This window comes from Ruegeria sp. HKCCD3925 (genome assembly GCF_057221175.1).
The window spans coordinates 89,086-106,120 of the sequence record NZ_JBWVBI010000007.1 but is presented as its reverse complement, the minus strand read 5'-3'; the positions used below and the strand labels follow the sequence as shown (position 1 = coordinate 106,120).

General features: G+C 54.7%; 18 protein-coding genes, 1 tRNA gene and 1 riboswitch. Of the genes, 7 read left to right on the top strand and 12 right to left on the bottom strand.

Going from position 1 to position 17,035, the window contains the following annotated elements; genetic code table 11:
• Positions 1-67 precede the first annotated feature (67 nt).
• Both AC2TEM_RS17295 and AC2TEM_RS17290 read left to right on the top strand, forming a co-directional pair.
• On the top strand, positions 68-433 hold the full coding sequence (locus AC2TEM_RS17295) for an SPW repeat domain-containing protein (RefSeq protein WP_170425567.1): 366 nt from the start codon (positions 68-70) through the stop codon (positions 431-433).
• Positions 434-701: 268 nt separating this feature from the next.
• Entirely contained in the window at positions 702-911 is a 210-nt protein-coding gene (locus AC2TEM_RS17290; RefSeq protein ID WP_170425570.1) for a hypothetical protein, read from the top strand.
• Here AC2TEM_RS17290 and cobO read toward each other — a convergent pair.
• From cobO to AC2TEM_RS17265, 5 genes are all read right to left on the bottom strand, one after another.
• Positions 908-1,507 carry a cob(I)yrinic acid a,c-diamide adenosyltransferase gene (gene cobO, locus AC2TEM_RS17285; RefSeq protein ID WP_170398223.1) on the bottom strand — a complete coding sequence of 200 codons (600 nt, stop codon included), beginning with the start codon at positions 1,505-1,507 and terminating at the stop codon, positions 908-910. The genes AC2TEM_RS17290 and cobO overlap by 4 nt on opposite strands.
• Positions 1,508-1,565: 58 nt before the next feature.
• Positions 1,566-2,501: a DMT family transporter gene (locus AC2TEM_RS17280; RefSeq protein ID WP_170398226.1), complete on the bottom strand. Its 936-nt coding sequence runs from the start codon at positions 2,499-2,501 to the stop codon at positions 1,566-1,568.
• A 54-nt stretch (positions 2,502-2,555) separates the two neighbouring features.
• A complete protein-coding gene (locus tag AC2TEM_RS17275; RefSeq protein WP_170425573.1) occupies positions 2,556-3,218 on the bottom strand; it encodes an HD domain-containing protein in 663 nt (220 codons plus the stop codon).
• Positions 3,202-4,302, bottom strand: a complete 1,101-nt coding sequence (gene aroC, locus AC2TEM_RS17270; RefSeq protein WP_170425576.1) for a chorismate synthase — start codon at positions 4,300-4,302, stop codon at positions 3,202-3,204. Before aroC ends, AC2TEM_RS17275 begins: the two co-directional genes overlap by 17 nt.
• A 111-nt stretch (positions 4,303-4,413) precedes the next feature.
• Positions 4,414-4,854 carry a 6,7-dimethyl-8-ribityllumazine synthase gene (locus tag AC2TEM_RS17265; RefSeq protein ID WP_170425579.1) on the bottom strand — a complete coding sequence of 147 codons (441 nt, stop codon included), beginning with the start codon at positions 4,852-4,854 and terminating at the stop codon, positions 4,414-4,416.
• Positions 4,855-4,926: 72 nt separating this feature from the next.
• A riboswitch (FMN riboswitch) is annotated at positions 4,927-5,073 on the bottom strand.
• 55 nt (positions 5,074-5,128) lie between these two features.
• Here AC2TEM_RS17265 and AC2TEM_RS17260 point away from each other — a divergent pair.
• Complete coding sequence (locus AC2TEM_RS17260) at positions 5,129-5,743, top strand: FMN-binding negative transcriptional regulator (RefSeq protein WP_170425582.1); 615 nt, start codon at positions 5,129-5,131, stop codon at positions 5,741-5,743.
• A 22-nt stretch (positions 5,744-5,765) separates the two neighbouring features.
• On the opposite strand, the gene AC2TEM_RS17255 is transcribed toward AC2TEM_RS17260, so the two are convergent.
• Positions 5,766-6,212 carry a c-type cytochrome gene (locus AC2TEM_RS17255; RefSeq protein ID WP_170425585.1) on the bottom strand — a complete coding sequence of 149 codons (447 nt, stop codon included), beginning with the start codon at positions 6,210-6,212 and terminating at the stop codon, positions 5,766-5,768.
• A gap of 485 nt (positions 6,213-6,697) precedes the next feature.
• Between AC2TEM_RS17255 and petA the strand changes: the two genes are divergently transcribed.
• Genes petA through AC2TEM_RS17240 form a run of 3 tightly spaced genes read left to right on the top strand, consistent with a single transcriptional unit; the run spans position 6,698 to position 9,431 of the window.
• Complete coding sequence (gene petA / locus AC2TEM_RS17250) at positions 6,698-7,282, top strand: ubiquinol-cytochrome c reductase iron-sulfur subunit (protein WP_170398293.1); 585 nt, start codon at positions 6,698-6,700, stop codon at positions 7,280-7,282.
• Between the two features lie 14 nt (positions 7,283-7,296).
• On the top strand, positions 7,297-8,628 hold the full coding sequence (gene petB / locus AC2TEM_RS17245; protein ID WP_170398296.1) for a cytochrome b: 1,332 nt from the start codon (positions 7,297-7,299) through the stop codon (positions 8,626-8,628).
• Between the two features lie 17 nt (positions 8,629-8,645).
• A complete protein-coding gene (locus tag AC2TEM_RS17240) occupies positions 8,646-9,431 on the top strand; it encodes a cytochrome c1 (protein WP_170398299.1) in 786 nt (261 codons plus the stop codon).
• 143 nt (positions 9,432-9,574) lie between these two features.
• Here AC2TEM_RS17240 and mtaB read toward each other — a convergent pair whose 3' ends face one another.
• Positions 9,575-10,831 (bottom strand): tRNA (N(6)-L-threonylcarbamoyladenosine(37)-C(2))-methylthiotransferase MtaB, encoded by a 1,257-nt coding sequence (mtaB, locus tag AC2TEM_RS17235; protein ID WP_170425588.1) that lies wholly within the window; start codon positions 10,829-10,831, stop codon positions 9,575-9,577.
• Positions 10,828-11,661, bottom strand: coding sequence for a diaminopimelate epimerase (dapF, locus tag AC2TEM_RS17230; RefSeq protein WP_170425591.1), 834 nt, complete (start codon positions 11,659-11,661; stop codon positions 10,828-10,830). The genes mtaB and dapF overlap by 4 nt, the downstream gene beginning before the upstream one ends.
• A gap of 218 nt (positions 11,662-11,879) precedes the next feature.
• On the opposite strand from dapF, the gene AC2TEM_RS17225 reads away from it, so the two are divergent.
• Positions 11,880-11,955, top strand: a tRNA-Lys gene (locus AC2TEM_RS17225).
• A 509-nt stretch (positions 11,956-12,464) separates the two neighbouring features.
• On the opposite strand, the gene AC2TEM_RS17220 is transcribed toward AC2TEM_RS17225, so the two are convergent.
• From AC2TEM_RS17220 to AC2TEM_RS17205, 4 genes are all read right to left on the bottom strand, one after another.
• Positions 12,465-14,612 carry a glycosyltransferase family 2 protein gene (locus AC2TEM_RS17220; RefSeq protein WP_170609191.1) on the bottom strand — a complete coding sequence of 716 codons (2,148 nt, stop codon included), beginning with the start codon at positions 14,610-14,612 and terminating at the stop codon, positions 12,465-12,467.
• A 424-nt stretch (positions 14,613-15,036) separates the two neighbouring features.
• Positions 15,037-16,188, bottom strand: a complete 1,152-nt coding sequence (locus AC2TEM_RS17215; protein WP_480856333.1) for a hypothetical protein — start codon at positions 16,186-16,188, stop codon at positions 15,037-15,039.
• 181 nt (positions 16,189-16,369) lie between these two features.
• Positions 16,370-16,594, bottom strand: a complete 225-nt coding sequence (locus tag AC2TEM_RS17210) for a hypothetical protein (RefSeq protein ID WP_480856332.1) — start codon at positions 16,592-16,594, stop codon at positions 16,370-16,372.
• Positions 16,595-16,727: 133 nt separating this feature from the next.
• Positions 16,728-16,952 (bottom strand): helix-turn-helix domain-containing protein, encoded by a 225-nt coding sequence (locus AC2TEM_RS17205; RefSeq protein ID WP_170425602.1) that lies wholly within the window; start codon positions 16,950-16,952, stop codon positions 16,728-16,730.
• Between the last annotated feature and the right edge of the window lie 83 nt (positions 16,953-17,035).

Sequence of the window (17,035 nt, the reverse complement as noted above, 5' to 3'; positions counted from 1 at the left end):
TGAGATGTTACGTTCAATCGCGCGCCCCTAATCTTTGATCATCACTGATTGAAGAAAGGAAGTTCACATGTCCCTGCGTTTTGTCACCCGCTCTGTCCATGCCTATCTTGACTACCCGGTTGCGATTGCGCTGATGGTTTTGCCTTTTGTACTGGGGTTGGGCCAGTCCAACCCGCTGGCACTCTGGCTGTCCGTTGTGACCGGCATTGCAGCATTCGTGCTGACCGTTCTGACAGACCATCACCTTGGGATTTGGCGGGTTCTGCCATACAAGTTCCACTTGGCTGTTGATCTGCTTGTCGGCGTCACGTTCCTGTTTGCGCCCAGCCTGTTTGGATTTTTTGGGCTTGATGCGTTGTTCTACTGGGTGAACGGGGCCGCAGTCGTTGTGGTGATCTCGCTCAGCGCGCCCGAACAGAGCGCTATTGCTTGAAGTGAGTCAGAACCGTAGCGATCAGCTGGGCCATGCGGGCATCCGGATGGCCCTTTTTTGTTTTAGACACTAATAAGGCCAAATTTGCCCAATGGGTCGCCTCTGTTGCATCAGATTTTCAGGCTTGAATTTTCCGACAAAAACCATCAGATATAGCGCAACGCCAGATGACACCATCAAGCAACTGGTTCCGGGGCGATCTGTGGGCTCAGCAAAAGCAGATGTGAAGGCCTGCCATTGCCCCGGGAACGACCAAAGGAGCCCGCGATTGCGTGATCGATTTGAAGAACTGATGGCCAATCCCTGCTGTGCATCGTGTGATTGCGACGCGCTAACCTCAGAAGTCGCGGCCTATCTCGATCACAAGACCTGCAACGCCGAGCGCTGCCGGGCGCTCGAAGAACGCTCAGCCGCAACGATGTACGCAGTCAGGCGCGATTCGATGCGCGCGCTGAATGAGGGTGGTGCGCGGGCCTAGAAATCCACACCACGTTGGGCTTTGATGCCGGCTTGGAACGGGTGTTTTTCTTCGGTCATCTCGGTTACCAGATCCGCATAGTCCCTTAGGGCTTGCGGGGCATCCCGGCCAGTCAGGAACACGCTGGTTTTGTCTGATCGGGTCTGAAGCCCCTCAATAACAGTGTCTACTGAAAGGTATTCGTAGCGCAGGGCGATATTGATCTCGTCGAGGACAACCAGATCGTAGTCGCCGCTTTTCATCAGATCACAGGCCTTGTTGAAGGCCGAAGTCGCAGCCGCGATGTCGCGCTCGCGGTCCTGCGTATCCCAGGTAAACCCTTCGCCCATCGTGTGCCAGGTGACCAGATCGCGTTCCTCAAAGAACCTGCGCTCACCCGTTTTCCATTTGCCCTTGATGAACTGAACCACAGCCACTTTCTGGCCCCAGCCCAATGCCCGGATCACCACGCCAAACGCAGCCGAGGATTTTCCCTTGCCCTTACCTGTATTGATCAGCACCAGTCCCCGGCCGGGATCGACCGCTTCCGAGACTTTCTTGCGGTGCTTGGCTTGCACCTCTTGCATCTTTTCTTTGTGGTTCTGTGCGTCGCTCATCGGGAAACCTCATAGGTGTATCGCGACCCAACCTAGGGAAAGATTGCGAAAGGTAAAGTCAGGCTTTGGGATCCGTTGCTGATCGCGCCTTGGTCCGATCAAGGCCAAGTTGTCGTTCACGCAGGATCACCACGACGTTGCCTGCAATTACCAATGCCGCGCCGCCCAGCATCACAAGGGTTGGCAACTCATCGAACCAGAAATAACCAATGACAATGGCGAACAGCATTGTGGTGTAGTCATAAGGTGCCAGCATTGACGCTTGTCCAAACTTGTAGGACGAGGTCACCAGAATCTGCGCCACTCCGCCGATCAGGCCGATTGTCACCAGCAATGCGGCTTGCTCCCATGTCGGGATAACCCAGCCCCAAAACACTGTGAGACCCGAAAGCAAGGTCGCTGTGAGAGAGAAATAGAACACGATTGCGGCGGGATGATCCACCTGTACCAGTTGTCGAATATGTATCTGCACAAAGGCACGGGCAACGGTTGCAGCCAGCACGCAAAGCGCACCTATTGTTGCGGCGGTTTCGGCAGTGCCTGAACCCAGCCGGGGCCAGATCATGATTAGAACGCCGACAAGGCCAAGCGCGACGGCCCCGATACGAATCATTCGTATCCGCTCGCCCAACATGATTGCAGCCAGAATCAGCGTGAAGATCGGGGTTGCATATCCGATGGCGGTTACCTCGGGCAGCGGCAACAGGCTAAGACCAGTAAAGGTCAGCCCCATGGCCGAGGTTCCCAGAACCCCGCGCCAGAAATGGCCCATCGGCTTCTTGACGACAAAGCCGTGCACCAGCTCTCCTCGCCAGACCAGCCAGGCGATGATAACCGGAATCGCGAAAAGCGAGCGGAAAAACACCATCTCTCCCGGCGGGAAATCATCTGACAAAGCCTTGACCAATGCAGACATCGTCGTGAACAGCACGAGCGCACTGAGCTTGAGCGCCACGGCCAATGCCGGACGATGCGATGTTAAGGATTTCGCCATGGTCGCGAACCTGCGCCTTTGAGGCGGAAAGATCAACTGGCCAAAGTTGCCGTATCAGAGATTGGACCAGTCTAGTGGAAGCTGAGCTCCAATTTCCTCTGACAGGTCCTTTAGAAACCTCATCATCCGCGCGGCTCGGTCCTGCGCGATGGCCCTGCCTTTTTCGGTCAGCATATCATTGGGTAAGCGCAGCAGTTTTATTTGCCAGTGATCGATTGAAAAAATCAGGTCATTAGGTAAACGGTTTTCGGCAAACGGATCTGACGGGTCATAAAGGGTGCGTCCCAGCGCGCCCGAGACTGAAAAGTTGCGGGCAATACCGATAGCACCCAACGCATCCAGACGATCGGCATCCCGTAGTATTCGCGCCTCGGGTGTTTCGGGCGGGATGTTAGCCGAAAAGCTATGGGCGGCAATCGCGTGCTGCACGGCTCCAATTTCAGTGGTGGAATAGCCGAATTCTTCAAGAATAGGCTCTGATTCAGCGGCGGATCGCATCGAGGCCAGATGCCGATCCGGATCATCTTTTGACAGGTTGATCAGATCATGCAGATAACACGCCGCCAGCAAGACACGCGGGTTGGTTTCATCATCCGCAATCGCCTGCGCATTAACCCAAACCCGATCCAGGTGCGCCAGATCATGCGCCGGATCCGTCTGCATCCGTTGCCTGACGACAGCGCGCAGCGAAGCGCGCAGATCAGCCAATCTGTCCACGGTTCTCGCCGATTTGACCACGGTGCAGGAGCAGGTGATCAAGGATCACGCAAGCCACCATTGCCTCACCTACCGGAACGGCGCGGATGCCGACGCAGGGGTCGTGGCGGCCTTTGGTAATGATCTCGGTCTCTTCGCCGGATTTGGTGATGGTCTTGCGGGTGGTCAGAATGGACGAGGTCGGCTTGACCGCAAAGCGCACCACAAGATCCTGGCCGGTCGAAATGCCGCCCAGAATACCGCCAGCGTGGTTCGAGCTGTATTGAGGGCCGTCCTGTCCCATGAATATCTCGTCGGCGTTGGCCTCGCCAGTCAGTTCGGCGGCGCCCATGCCTTCACCGATTTCAACCCCTTTAACTGCGTTTATCGACATCATGGCTGCAGCCAGATCAGTGTCTAACTTGGCATAAACCGGCGCGCCGAGCCCCGCCGGAACGCCGCGCGCGACCACTTCGACCACTGCGCCGACCGAGTTGCCGGATTTGCGCAGGTCGTCCAGATAAGCGGCCCAATCATCGGCTGCTTTGGCGTCGGGCGCCCAGAATGGATTCTGTTCGATCTGCGACCAGTCGAAATTGGCACGGTCGATCTTGTGCGGACCGATCTGGGTCATATAACCGGTGATTTGAACATTCGGAGCGATCTGTTGGATAGCCTCACGCGCGAGTCCTCCGGCCGCCACACGTGATGCCGTTTCCCTCGCCGAACTGCGCCCGCCGCCGCGATAGTCACGGATCCCGTACTTCTGCCAATATGTGATGTCGGCGTGTCCCGGACGAAACTTGTCCATGATGTCGCCGTAGTCTTTCGAGCGCTGATCGGTGTTCTCGATCATCAACTGCACCGGTGTGCCCGTGGTCTGGCCTTCGAACACACCGGACAGGATTTTAACCTGATCGGGTTCGCGCCGCTGTGTGGTGAATTTATTCTGACCTGGTTTGCGCTTGTCCAGCCAATGCTGGATCATGCCCTCATCGATTGTGACGCCCGGAGGGCAGCCATCGATGGTCGCACCCAAAGCGGGTCCGTGGCTTTCACCCCAGGTGGTAACGCGGAAGAGGTGGCCAAAACTGTTCATCGACATGGGGCATGCTCCTTTGAGCGACGTGATTAGCGGGGAGTGCCTTGGTCCTCAAGTGGATTTGCATTTGCAGAGAAGCAAGCGCCGCCCTGTGGGCGGCGCGATTGGAATAAGTCAGGCGGCTTGAGCCACCGTGGCGCGGGTTGCGTTGATCTTGAGCGCTGCATGAGCTGCCTCGCGCCCTTTTTCGATGAAATGCGCGCGATAGATGGCGTTGTGGTGATCCGTTTCCTGATACTGATGCGGTGTCAGCGAGACCGACAGGACCGGAACACCTGAATCGAGCCCGGCCCGCATCAAGCCATCGACAACCGCTTGTGCGACGAAGTCATGCCGGTAGATGCCGCCATCCACTACAAAGGCAGCGCAGGCTACGGCGGCGTAGCGCCCCGTTTGCGCCAGGTCACGGGCCAGCAGGGGCATCTCGAAAGCGCCCGGAACGTCGAATACATCAACCTGATCAGCTGGAATTAGTTCGAGAAACCCATCCAGCGCGCGATCCACGATATCTGAATGCCAGTTGGCTTTGACAAAAGCATAGCGGGTGTGTGTCATCATGATCTCCTTTCGTAACAGACACGTCACCCAAGGCGATCACGAGCAGGCACACCGCATTACCGGCGTGCTGCACGTTCTCTTTCATCCGGACTGTAACCGTCGGCTCTGGCTTCTCACCAGATCTGCTGACACCCCGCAGACCGGGGCCGCTCGCGGGCTTACGGGTCATGCCCGCATACCGCCGGTGGGGAATTTCGCCCCGCCCTGAGAACGAGTGGGACCTTGCCAAGGAGATATCGCTTCTGCAAGAGAAATTGGCAGGAGGACGAATATGCATCCCAATCCCACCTTTCGCGCCGAGACGCGCGAGCGTCACATCGAGTTTGCGCGTGACCGCGCCTTTGGTGTTCTGGCGGTGTCGACATCGGATGCACCGTTGTTAAGCCACGTTCCCTTTCTTCTGAACGAGGATGCTTCATCGGCTGACCTGCATCTGGTCCGGTCAAATCCGATTGTTAGGGCGCTGAAACAGCCGCAACCTGCGAAGATCGCTGTGTTAGGGCCGGATGGGTATATCTCGCCTGACTGGTACGAAGTCGATGATCAAGTGCCGACCTGGAACTATGTAGCGGTGCATCTTACTGGTGTGCTTGAGATGCGGCCAACGGACGACCTGCGAAATTTGCTCGACCGGCAGGCGGCAGACTTTGAAAATCGCCTGCTGCCAAAGCCGCCATGGTTGGCGTCCAAGATGACACCAGACGCGCTGGATAGAATGATGCGCATGATCGTTCCCTGCCGACTCATGATCTCGGATATCGACGGCACTTGGAAGCTGAATCAGAACAAACCCGATGAGGCGCGACATCGCGCGGCTGATCACGTGCACTCAGCAGGACTTGGCAGCGAGGTGGCGCGCTTGGCCTCGTTGATGCGCAAGGCCTGAGGCACGCGTTCTCGCCTTCCATTCATTGAGCGCTGAATGTGGCGAGATAAGCAGCGATGTCATCTGCGCCTTTTTTCAGCTTGACGCTCATGTTCGGGCGGGCGGTGTCATCATCCAGATATTCCTTGATGAACCCGATCGGATCCCGAGAATAGGCGGCGATGTTTTCTTCAGTCCACACAAGCCCTTCTTGCCCGGCGCGGATCATGTCGTCGGTGAACATCCCGATGGGCAAACGTTCACTTCCATAAAGATAATCGTTCTCAGTTCCGGCGGTGCGGCCAACTACGCCAAAGAGATTCGGCCCGGTGATGCCGCCTTTGACCAGAACCTCGCCATTTTTGATGATCGCATGGCACGAAGAGCATCTGTTATAGAGCTGTTCGCCTTTCGCCGGATCGCCGGCTGCGATCGCCTGTACTGAAGTCAGAAACGAAACAAAAACTACGGTTGCTGCTATCTTGAGCATTGAACATCTCCGGCTGGGAATATTGCGCCTGTGGCCTTTCACGCATTCCCGTTTAGAGTGCAATCGAATTCTGGTAGATAATCACGAGTTTGAAATATCTATTTTATATTAATAATTTAAGAGAAATCATATCGCGCTAAAATAGAAGGAGTACAGTGTTCTTAAGGTAGAGCTGCACGTGAAATCGGCGGCGTTCGCATAGGGTGAGGAGATTTCAATTTGGGGATCTACCAGCGCGGGTCGATGCCGAATCACGTCCCATCTGCCTGGCGCCAATTCGCCGCTCTGAGGGTTAAAATCTGCATTTGAGATTGAAATTTTGCCCTTTCACCGTGACATGAATGCTTAGATGCGGCGTATTGCGCGTTTAAGAGCGCTGGACGAACTCTATTCTCCCCGATAGATACCCCGTTTAAGACGCCGCACTTGTGCGGTGCGCGAGCTTTATGCCCGTTCGCGGGCGCCAGATAATCGGAGATAACCTCGTGTCCCAAGCTGAAGACCACGAAGGCACCCGCAGAGATTTCCTCTACTACGTCGCTGGCGGCGCAGGTGTCGTTGCCACCGGGGCTGCCGTTTGGCCCCTGGTAAATCAAATGAACCCATCGGCAGACGTTCAGGCTCTGTCCTCGATCCGTGTGGATGTAAGCGGGGTAGAGCCGGGTACGCAGCTGACTGCAAAGTGGTTGGGTAAGCCTGTTTTCATCCGTCACCGCACAGGTGCCGAGATTCAGGAAGCTCAGGAGCAGGACGCTGAAGGTGTCGACGCGCTGCCTGACCCGCTGGCTCGCAACTTCAATTTGAACGCCGACGCACCAGCGACCGACGCCAATCGCGTCATGCCTTCGCCCGAAGGCGAAGGAGAAGGGGCGTGGATCGTTCAGATGGGTGTTTGTACACACCTGGGTTGTGTGCCGCTTGGCGATGCTGGCGACTTTGGCGGTTGGTTCTGCCCCTGCCACGGCTCGCACTACGATCTTGCCGGTCGTATCCGCAAAGGCCCCGCGCCTGAAAACCTGCCCATTCCGCCCGTTGAATGGGTAGACGCCACCACCATCAAGCTCGGCTAAGGGAGACCTAACTTATGTCCGGAATTCCCCACGATCATTACGAGCCGAAGACAAATGGCGAGAAGTGGCTGAACAGCCGTCTGCCCATCGTCGGCCTGCTTTATGACACCCTGATGATCCCAACCCCCAAGAACCTGAACTGGTGGTGGATCTGGGGCATCGTCCTGGCATTCTGCCTGGCGTTGCAGATCGTCACCGGTATCGTTCTGGTGATGCACTACACCCCGCATGTTGATCTGGCCTTTGCTAGCATCGAACACATCATGCGCAACGTGAACGGCGGCTATATGCTGCGCTATCTGCACATGAACGGCGCATCGCTGTTCTTTGTAGCAGTCTACATCCACATCTTCCGCGGCCTGTTCTACGGCTCGTACAAAGCCCCGCGTGAGATTACGTGGATCATCGGGATGCTCATTTACCTGATGATGATGGGCACTGCGTTCATGGGCTACGTTCTGCCCTGGGGTCAGATGTCCTTCTGGGGTGCGACCGTGATCACCGGCCTGTTCGGTGCGATCCCGTTTGTTGGTGATGCGATCCAGACCTGGTTGCTGGGCGGACCTGCGGTGGACAACGCCACTCTGAACCGCTTTTTCTCGCTGCACTACCTTCTGCCGTTTGTTATCGCGGCGCTTGTGATCGTGCATATCTGGGCCTTCCACACCACAGGCAACAACAACCCGACAGGTGTTGAGGTTCGCCGTGGCTCGAAAGCCGAGGCAGAGAAAGACACGCTGCCGTTCTGGCCCTATTTCGTGATCAAGGATCTGTTCGCGCTGGCGGTCATTCTGGTCGTGTTCTGGGCCATCGTGGGCTACATGCCGAACTACTTGGGTCACCCGGATAACTACATCGAAGCCAACCCGCTGGTTACTCCTGCGCACATCGTTCCTGAATGGTACTTCCTGCCATTCTACGCGATCCTGCGTGCGTTCACTGGCGAAGTCTGGGTCGTTCAGTTCGCCAGCTTCATCACTGGCGGCATCATCGACGCCAAGTTCTTTGGTGTGATTGCGATGTTTGGTGCGATCCTGGCCATGGCCCTAGCCCCTTGGCTGGACACCTCGACCGTGCGTTCGGGCAAGTATCGTCCGATGTTCAAATGGTGGTTCTACCTTTTGATCATCGACTTCTTTGCTTTGATGTGGCTGGGTGCGATGCCCGCGGAAGAGCCCTATGCGACCTTCTCGCTGATCGCTTCGGCTTACTGGTTCGCCTATTTCTTCGTGATCCTGCCGATCCTGGGTGTCATCGAAAAACCCGAGGCGCAGCCGGAAACCATCGAAGAAGACTTCAACGCGCATTATGGCAAGGCAAACGCCGACGCCACGCCGGCCGAGTAAGAAGAGGGACCGGAAACATGTTCAAGAAACTTGCAATCGGTGCCGCGTTCGCTTTGGCCCTTGCGCCCGCCTCGACTTTTGCGGCAGGTGGCGGTGAGCAGCACATCGAAGATTTCGACTTCTCGTTCGAGGGACCGTTTGGAACCTGGGATCAGAACCAGCTTCAGCGCGGCCTACAGATCTATACCGAGGTCTGCGCAGCCTGCCATGGTCTGCAATATGTACCTCTTCGGACCCTTGAAGATTTGGGGTATTCGGAAGAGCAAGTCATCACCTACGCGGCCGACAACTTCGAGGTGTTCGATCCCGAGCTGGACGATTTCCGCCCGGCAATCCCGACCGACCACTTCCCGGCCAACAACGGTGTCGGCGCGCCTGACCTAAGCCTGATGGCGAAGGCCCGTGCCGGTTTCCATGGTCCTTACGGTCTGGGCATCAACCAGCTGGTCAAAGGCATGGGGGGCGCGGAATATATTGCCTCGCTTCTGGATGGTTATACCGGTGAAGAAAAGGAAGAAGCCGGTACTGTTCTCTATGAGAACAAGGCCTTCCCCGGTGGTTGGATTTCCATGGCTCCGCCGCTGGCAGAAGATCAGGTTGAATTTGCCGACGGACATCCTGCAACCGTTGAGGCAATGTCCGAAGACATAGCAGCCTTCTTGATGTGGAGCGCCGAGCCGAAAATGATGGAGCGCAAAAATGCCGGTTTCGTCGGTGTTCTGTTCCTGACAGTTCTGTCTGTTCTGCTGTACCTTGTGAATAAGCGCCTGTGGGCACCGATAAAGGGCAAACGTCTGGACTAAGGTCGACGTATAACTAAAAACTAAACCCCCGCGCCATCACGGTGACGGGGGTTTTTTTGTTGCGATGGTGTGGAAGGGGCCAGCCCCTTCTTGGCCTGCGGCCAATTCATCCCTGAGGTATTTTTGGCCAGATGAAGAACGGATCACACTTGTAATTGAGCTTTGCTGTGCCCCCGTATCGTCGCGATTACGATCTCGCCTTCGGGTTGGGCGTTGCCGAAGGTTACTTCGGTGAATTGTTCGGTGCGGCCCATTGTGGGATTTTCCATCAGGATATTGTGGGTTTTGCCGATCTGTGCCGTCAGATGCTTGATGACCTGTGCATCGCCGGCTGCACGCAGGCGCGCGGCGCGTTCTTTGATGACATTGCCGTTGATCTGTTGCGGTATGCGGGCTGCCGGAGTGCCTTCGCGTTTGGAATAGGGGAATACATGCAGCCAGGTCAGGTTGCACTCGGTGACGAGCTTGAGGGAATTCTCGAAATGAGCCTCGGACTCGGTCGGGAAGCCAGCGATGATGTCCGCGCCAAAAGTCATGTCGGGTCGTAGTTTGATGGCGTCTTCAGTGAAACGAATCGCATCTTCGCGCAGGTGGCGGCGTTTCATGCGCTTCAGGATCAGATCGTCGCCATGCTGCAAGGACAGATGTAAATGGGGCATCAGGCGCGGCTCGGTCGCGATGGCATGCATCAGGTTCTCGTCGACTTCGATCGAGTCGATTGAGCTGATGCGCAGGCGCGACAGGTCTGGCACCAGTTTGAGGATGCGCATCACGAGATCGCCCAGTTTCGGCTGAGCGGGCAGATCCGCGCCCCATGAGGTCAGATCGACCCCGGTCAGGACAACTTCGTTGTAGCCCCTATCGACCAATCGTTTGATCTGATCCACCACTACGCCCGCAGGGACGCTGCGAGAATTGCCCCGGCCGTAAGGGATAATACAGAAGGTGCAGCGATGATCGCAGCCATTCTGAACCTGTACATAGGCGCGTGAGCGGGTTCCGAAGCCATCAATCAGATGCCCGGCGGTTTCCGTGACAGACATGATGTCGTCGACCTGAACCGCCTCGGTCTGACCGATGAAATCGGCGGCCATGCCTTTCCAAGTATCCGGTTGCATCTTTTCGGTGTTGCCGATGACTGCGTCTACTTCGTCCATTTCAGCAAAGGTCTGCGGCTCGGTTTGCGCCGCGCACCCGGTGACGATCAGACGTGCCGAGGGATTTTCGCGGCGCAGCTTGCGAATCTCCTGCCGCGCCTTGCGGACGGCCTCGGCGGTCACCGCGCAGGTGTTGACGATCACAGCATCCGTTAGGCCAGCCTGCTGCGACAGTTCTTTCATCGCTTCGGTCTCATAGGCGTTCAGGCGGCAGCCCAGAGTGCTGAACTTAGGCGGGTTCATTCCAGTGACCTCAGGTATTCAGGCGTCAGCGTGCCCGAAAACACATGGGCTGTGGGCCCCGTCATCCAGACCCCATCCTCGCGCCAGTCGACCCAGATCGTGCCGCCGTCCAGATCCACTTGCACCTTACGCCCAGTGAGGCCTCGACGTGAGGCAGCAACAGCGGTGGCGCAAGATGATGACCCCGAGGCCAGAGTGATCCCCACTCCTCGCTCCCACACCCGCATGCGGATGTGGTCGGGGGCGACTATTTGTGCGACCTGAACATTGGTGCGTTCGGGATAGAGTGGATGGTATTCGTAACGCGCGCCGAACTCTTCCATCGGAATGGCCTCGGCGTTGTCGACAAAGAAAGTGCAGTGCGGGTTGCCCATGCCGGTCGCCGTTGGGCCACCTTCTATCGGCAGTTCCAGCGTGTCCATCTCTTCCGCCAGGGGAATCTCGTTCCAAAGAAGTTGGGGGTGCCCCATATTCACCGACGTCAGTCCATCGCCAGCGTCGCGGGCCTGCAGTGTGCCGCGTTCAGTTGTGAGCGTTAGTTCGGATTTGCCCGTCTCGTCCATCAGAAACCGAGCGATACAGCGCGTGGCGTTGCCACACGCAGCCGAAGTCGACCCGTCGACATTGTAGAACACCAGATGCGCATCCGCTTCGCCGCGTTCGATCACCGCCAACTGATCGAATCCCACGCCGAACTGCCGGTGCCCGATTCCCCTGGCAAGGGCCGGGGTGACCGGCGCGGCATGCGCGCGCGCATCGACAACGACAAAGTCGTTGCCCAACCCGTGCATCTTCATAAAGGCCAAACCGGTGTCGAGTATCTGTTGCATGGCGGGCGTATAACGCCGGTCCGGACATGAATCCACCCTGTCGCGTAGATTCCTGAAAAAAGGGGTTGACCCCCCAGTTCCACCTGCCTAATTAGGCCGCCTATCGGGGCGCCGAACTCATACGAATGACGGCGAACTGAAGTACGAAATAAGGTCTTGAACCCGGTCGGGTATTTACCTTACAGAGTGCTGCGGATCGAAGAGATCCTAAGAAGAGTGGGCCGTTAGCTCAGTTGGTAGAGCAACTGACTTTTAATCAGTGGGTCGCAGGTTCGAATCCTGCACGGCTCACCACTTTTTTCAATGAAAACAAATTCTTGCACGGAGTCGTGTAAGGTGCGCTTCGTGGTGCGCGACTTACCGGAAGCAATACGGAAGCATATTGACTTGAGATCTTTGTTGCCGCCGCGCCACAGCTTGTCCAATTGTCTAAAATCAACTGGCATCTTTGCCTCAATGTGAAAACAGAACTCTTTGAGCAATCCTTTTCACCAATGGCTGCGGCAGCGACACACCTAGATCAAGCCAATGCACACTGTTGTAGAAACGGTGAGAGTCGCTATCAACATATGCATCTAAAAGAGACCTTAGAAGAACACAGCAAAGAGGATCACATCCTTAGGATATTGTGCGCCTTTGAAGGAGATTATGAATTGGCTTTCGACTAGTTGGGACCGAAAGCCATCCACGCGCGAAATCCCAGCGCGTCAACAGCTAAATCTTTGCAACGGAGCCCCATTCACTGGAAGCACTTGTGAGCGTCAGCAGTCAAAAGTTTGCAACAAATCCCCCTAATACACAGTCTAAGCTCTGAACGAGTTTAGGAAACTCTCAAAGTCGGGTTGCGATCTCAATGCTTCGGCCATTCTCCGATGCCGGTCCACCGATGTATCGTGCAGGTCGCGCAACGTTGCATCGCATTTAAGCTTATCCAGTTCTTCTCTGAATCTGCCCGCTATTCGCAATATCCTTTGATCTTTGACAGCAGCTTCGTTTCGCGCTGACCAATAGCTTTCGTCAAAAAGACGATGAGGGCTGTTTACGTCACCCCTAGAACGTTTCACCAGAAAACTATCCAGAGAGCGAAGTGCATAGTGGTTTAGCGTTGCAAAGTCGTGCGCAATTGCAGAGGGAAGGCGTAGGCGTTTGCCTTTTTCAGCTCTTTTGAAGTGGTCAGGCACTTGTTGCCCGGATCCATTTACCCATCGAATTGTTTCAAGCGCTTTCTCAGCCACAAACGGGCGATGTGCACCGATACGACCTATCGGGAGATCTCCGCGAAACAAAGATTTGACAGGGCTTTCATCCTTTCCATTCCATGACGTGTAGTCGTTTCGAAAGATGAACTGTTCGGTAATAGGTTCATCCCTGAAGTCGTTGATGCCACCATTGGCAAACATAGCCATATTCACAGAAATAACATCTGCGTAATTTACCGCCTGAAGAAGTTCCGGAATTGTGCCATTCCCAACGTGGATATTCAGGAATTCGTCAAGATCAACTATTAGCTTCCAATCTGCGTTCTCGAACTCCGGATGATCTCGAATTTTTCGCAGCGCGACGATTTGGTGCTTTCCACTTTTGGCTGGGTTATCATACCGAGAGACAACACCCATTTCACTTAATCGGTCCAAAATTTCGTCGGTGCCATCACTACAATCGTTTGTATAAATTACAAAATCTGTGACGCCGATTGCCTTATAAAACGCAATCCACTCTAGTATGAAAGGACCTTCGTCACGGGCACAGGTCCCAATCGCGATCTTGATTTTTTGACCTGAAACCTGAGATTGAGAAATCACTGCAGGCGCTGTTGCCCCAACTCGTCCAACAGCTACCGCTGAGAGTTCAGGGTGCAACTTTTTCTGAAGTGTCATCCGTATGCTAACACGCGCATGCTTGACAATTTTGGGGGTTTTTTCGCCCATAACGTCGGGGTCAAATTTCCTCAAAAGAGAAAAGAGATCGCCCAAGAATGAGAGCCTTACTTCATCCCAGCCCTCTGCGCGTGCCTTGGAGACAATGCAATCAAACTTTGGATCAAGTTGACCCATCGCGTTCATACCATCATCAATTTGCAGTCGATTAGATATGATACGCCGGAACTCGGACTGGATATCCTGAATTGTTGCTGGATTGATCGAAGATAGCTCTGTTGGCTTCAGGCTTTGCAGCTCCTTCAATAGCTCGCCCAACAGTGTTAGATGAGTTTTCCAAAGACCTTGAACATTGGCTTCGCGCATGATCTGCAATGCGTCTTCGTTCAATGACACGTTATCCGAAGCGGCAAAGGACAACTGCGACAATACAGTCTCTGGGACTTGGCAGTGTCGAAAAAGGGCCGTTCCCAATCCAGTCGCCTCGCCAATATCAGTTTTCATATCGACGAAAGTCACATTTGAAGGGGCAACGCACTCTTCCACGGTTTTCCTTATGGAGTCCCAGTCTAGTGCGAATGGCAGATTCCTTCTGTATTCATCAAAAGTAATTGTGTACCCGCGCATCAAAACGCTTTGTCGATAAGTGCTGAATAACCAACTTTCTGGATCCCGGGTGTAAAACACACATTCTAGCTCGTGGTCTGAAAATGCTTTCGCAAAAAGCGGAAGTATCTGTTCCATCCACGACACCAAATTTCCAGACTCCGAATAGATATCGTTGCCAAACAGGATTTCGCTGGACATCAGGATAACAGGTTGCTGTATCGAAGCAGTGCCGCTAGCCAGTTCCTCTAGCGCCTCGAGAAGCTTTTCGCGCCCTCTTGAGGATGGATTTCGAATCGCTTGCTGGGCAAATTTCTTTAGGTCTTTTAGGTCGCGTTTTCCCAAATAGTGAAAATATGGCGACAAATGGTTAATATTGTCCAGAATTCGGTTCTGAACCGCTGTGGAACCTGTTTTTTGAAAGCCTGCGTGGAAAACGATCTTTTTCAAAACCCACCTATCGCCCATTTTTCTGCCTCATCGTGCCCGTCCGGTTGAGAGGCGTCTATAGCACTTTTGCGGTTACGACGACTTCAATCATGTAACCTTCGTCAAGGTCTACCCTCACAAATGCCCGTTCTAGATTGCCTTCGATACTCTTCTTCCGAATGTCTTGCATTGGTTTGCAACGTCCAAATGACGTCTATGAAGCCGAACAAACCGGCAAGCAGGGTCTGAAGCGTTCGATGAAGTCGAGTATTTCGGGGTTAATCAAAGGTTTGCTCTTTCTAGTTTGCAAGTAGGAAGATGTAATGAGGCGATCACCTAAACAAGGGTTTAAACAAGAGTATTTCGAGACACTGCGCATCGAAGAACTGCTTCATGGAATAACAGGTAGAGACACTGCTTCCCAAATGGACGCGTCAGAAAAATTTGGGTGCTGGTCAGTGCCTCACGCAATGAACCGATATCTGTTCCTGGCTTCATGCAGTTTGTTTGCGGCGCGCTCAGGGTCCGCTCTTATGTTCTCTGCGAGCCTGCTTCCAACCCTATCCATGAAATCACACAGCTCACTTTCCTGAGTATCTTCCAACGCGGCCAGCGTGATTCCAAGGCCTGCAATCTGTGTCATTATCAGACGTATCTGCTCGTTTCGGTGTACATTCCTAATGTTGGTTGCGTCGATGTGGCTGCGCATTTCCTGCAAGTCATCCTCCGACGATCCAGCAACCAAGTCCCAAATTTCATGGTTGGACCACCGGGCGCGATTGCTGTCATCTGGATCAGGTTCGCAGTAGCGTATCTTCTGCAACGCCTCGGAAATGACATCGCCGAACATTGCGTCGAATTGAGGCCATGTCCTGATCTGCCAGCGATCCTTGAGCAAATCCTTCCCGGCACGCACCTCAACACGCCACACGCGGCTCTGAGACGCCTCAGAATGGTCTAATGGGGTTAATCCATCTCGCTCTAAGTTAGCGTTCCAGATATCCCACCAAATAGGCTTCTTCTTATCGATCACTTCACGTCGTTTATCGTAGATAATGACCTGCCGCCCCGGCATTTTTCCGACCGTGACAGATGTGAACTGACCAGATTTTCCGTTGCTGCGTACGTCATCTTGAGTGCTGAGGTAGTCCGCGCGGTTCGTGTGGCTGTGGATGACAAAGTTTTCGGGTATAAGTTCGAATTCTGGTGCAAGTATATCGACGCAAAAGTCTACGCGACCAATGCTGACTTGGTGCGATTCAAAACGGACACCAAGCCTAGTCAGGGTCTTATCGATATAGGATCGCGCATACCCGAGACCTTGCGTTGCAAGAAGCGTTGAACCCACCGAAACCCGAATGCCCCACGGGTCGCGCGCATTTGGCTTCTTGAAGAACCAAGTGACGTCCAAAGGCCCGCCCTTGAGGATAATGCGATATCCGTGGCCGCCGTGGGGCAACAAATCAAAGTCCGCGCCACCATAGCTAAACGGAACGGGATGCCGCTCTTCCTCGGCTCGTTCCCGTTCGACGTTCAAAAGCTCGAATAGTTCTTGAGAGATATTCGCCTGAATCGAAAGTGCGATAGTGTCGAATCCACGATGTACAACGTGCATATTAGGGTCTCCTTGAGTTTCGGTATTTCCAGAGGGGGGTGCTACAATCACCCCCCTCTTTCGGCGAACGCCGCGCGATTTGGTTGAGGTTTGGAAAAGGGGCGGGCGCAGGTGCGCCCTTAAATAGTGCCTCCGGCGGGGCAGCTATTGTTTTGGGGCCGGGCTGAACGCCCGGCGGATATCATTGGCTGGCTGCTGCCTGCTTTCGCGAGATCCAGTTTTCTGCACGTTCCGCGCATTTGGCGTCATTGAGCAGGTCGTTGTGAGAGTAGGCGGCTGTGGTGCGCCAGTCGCCCTCAGCGTTCTTGTAAGACCGCGAGATGTCGACCGAGAAAAACCCGTCATTGTCCCAGATCGTCGCGGTGATCAGCCCGATTTTGAATTTGAAAGCGGGTTGTTGTGTCATGATGACCTCCTAGTTTGAACCCTTTGGCAGACACAGAAAGGGCGCGAGGTGGCGACACCTCGCGCCCCTGAGAGCCGTCCGGCCCCAAAATCCCACTCAGCGCTGCCAACTCTGAACGGGCAAAACTCTAATGTTAGGAAGGTGCGGCGCTGGTATTGGCGACCCGCTTTTCAGCGATCCATTTTTGAAGATCGCGGCGCGTATAGCGGACAGACCGACCAGACACTTTTATGAAGAGTGGCCCACCACCACGCACACGCCAGTTTTGCAAAGCCCGGACGGAGTAACACAGGTAATCCGCAGCCGACTTTTCGTCGATCAATTGATCAAGGTGGTCTGGGTTAGGTTGTGTCCGCATCTTCGCCTCACTGTTCTAAATTGCGTTGAAGGCAAGATGCAGCGTTTTCAGTTCAAAGTGTAACAACACTAAGGGATTATTTT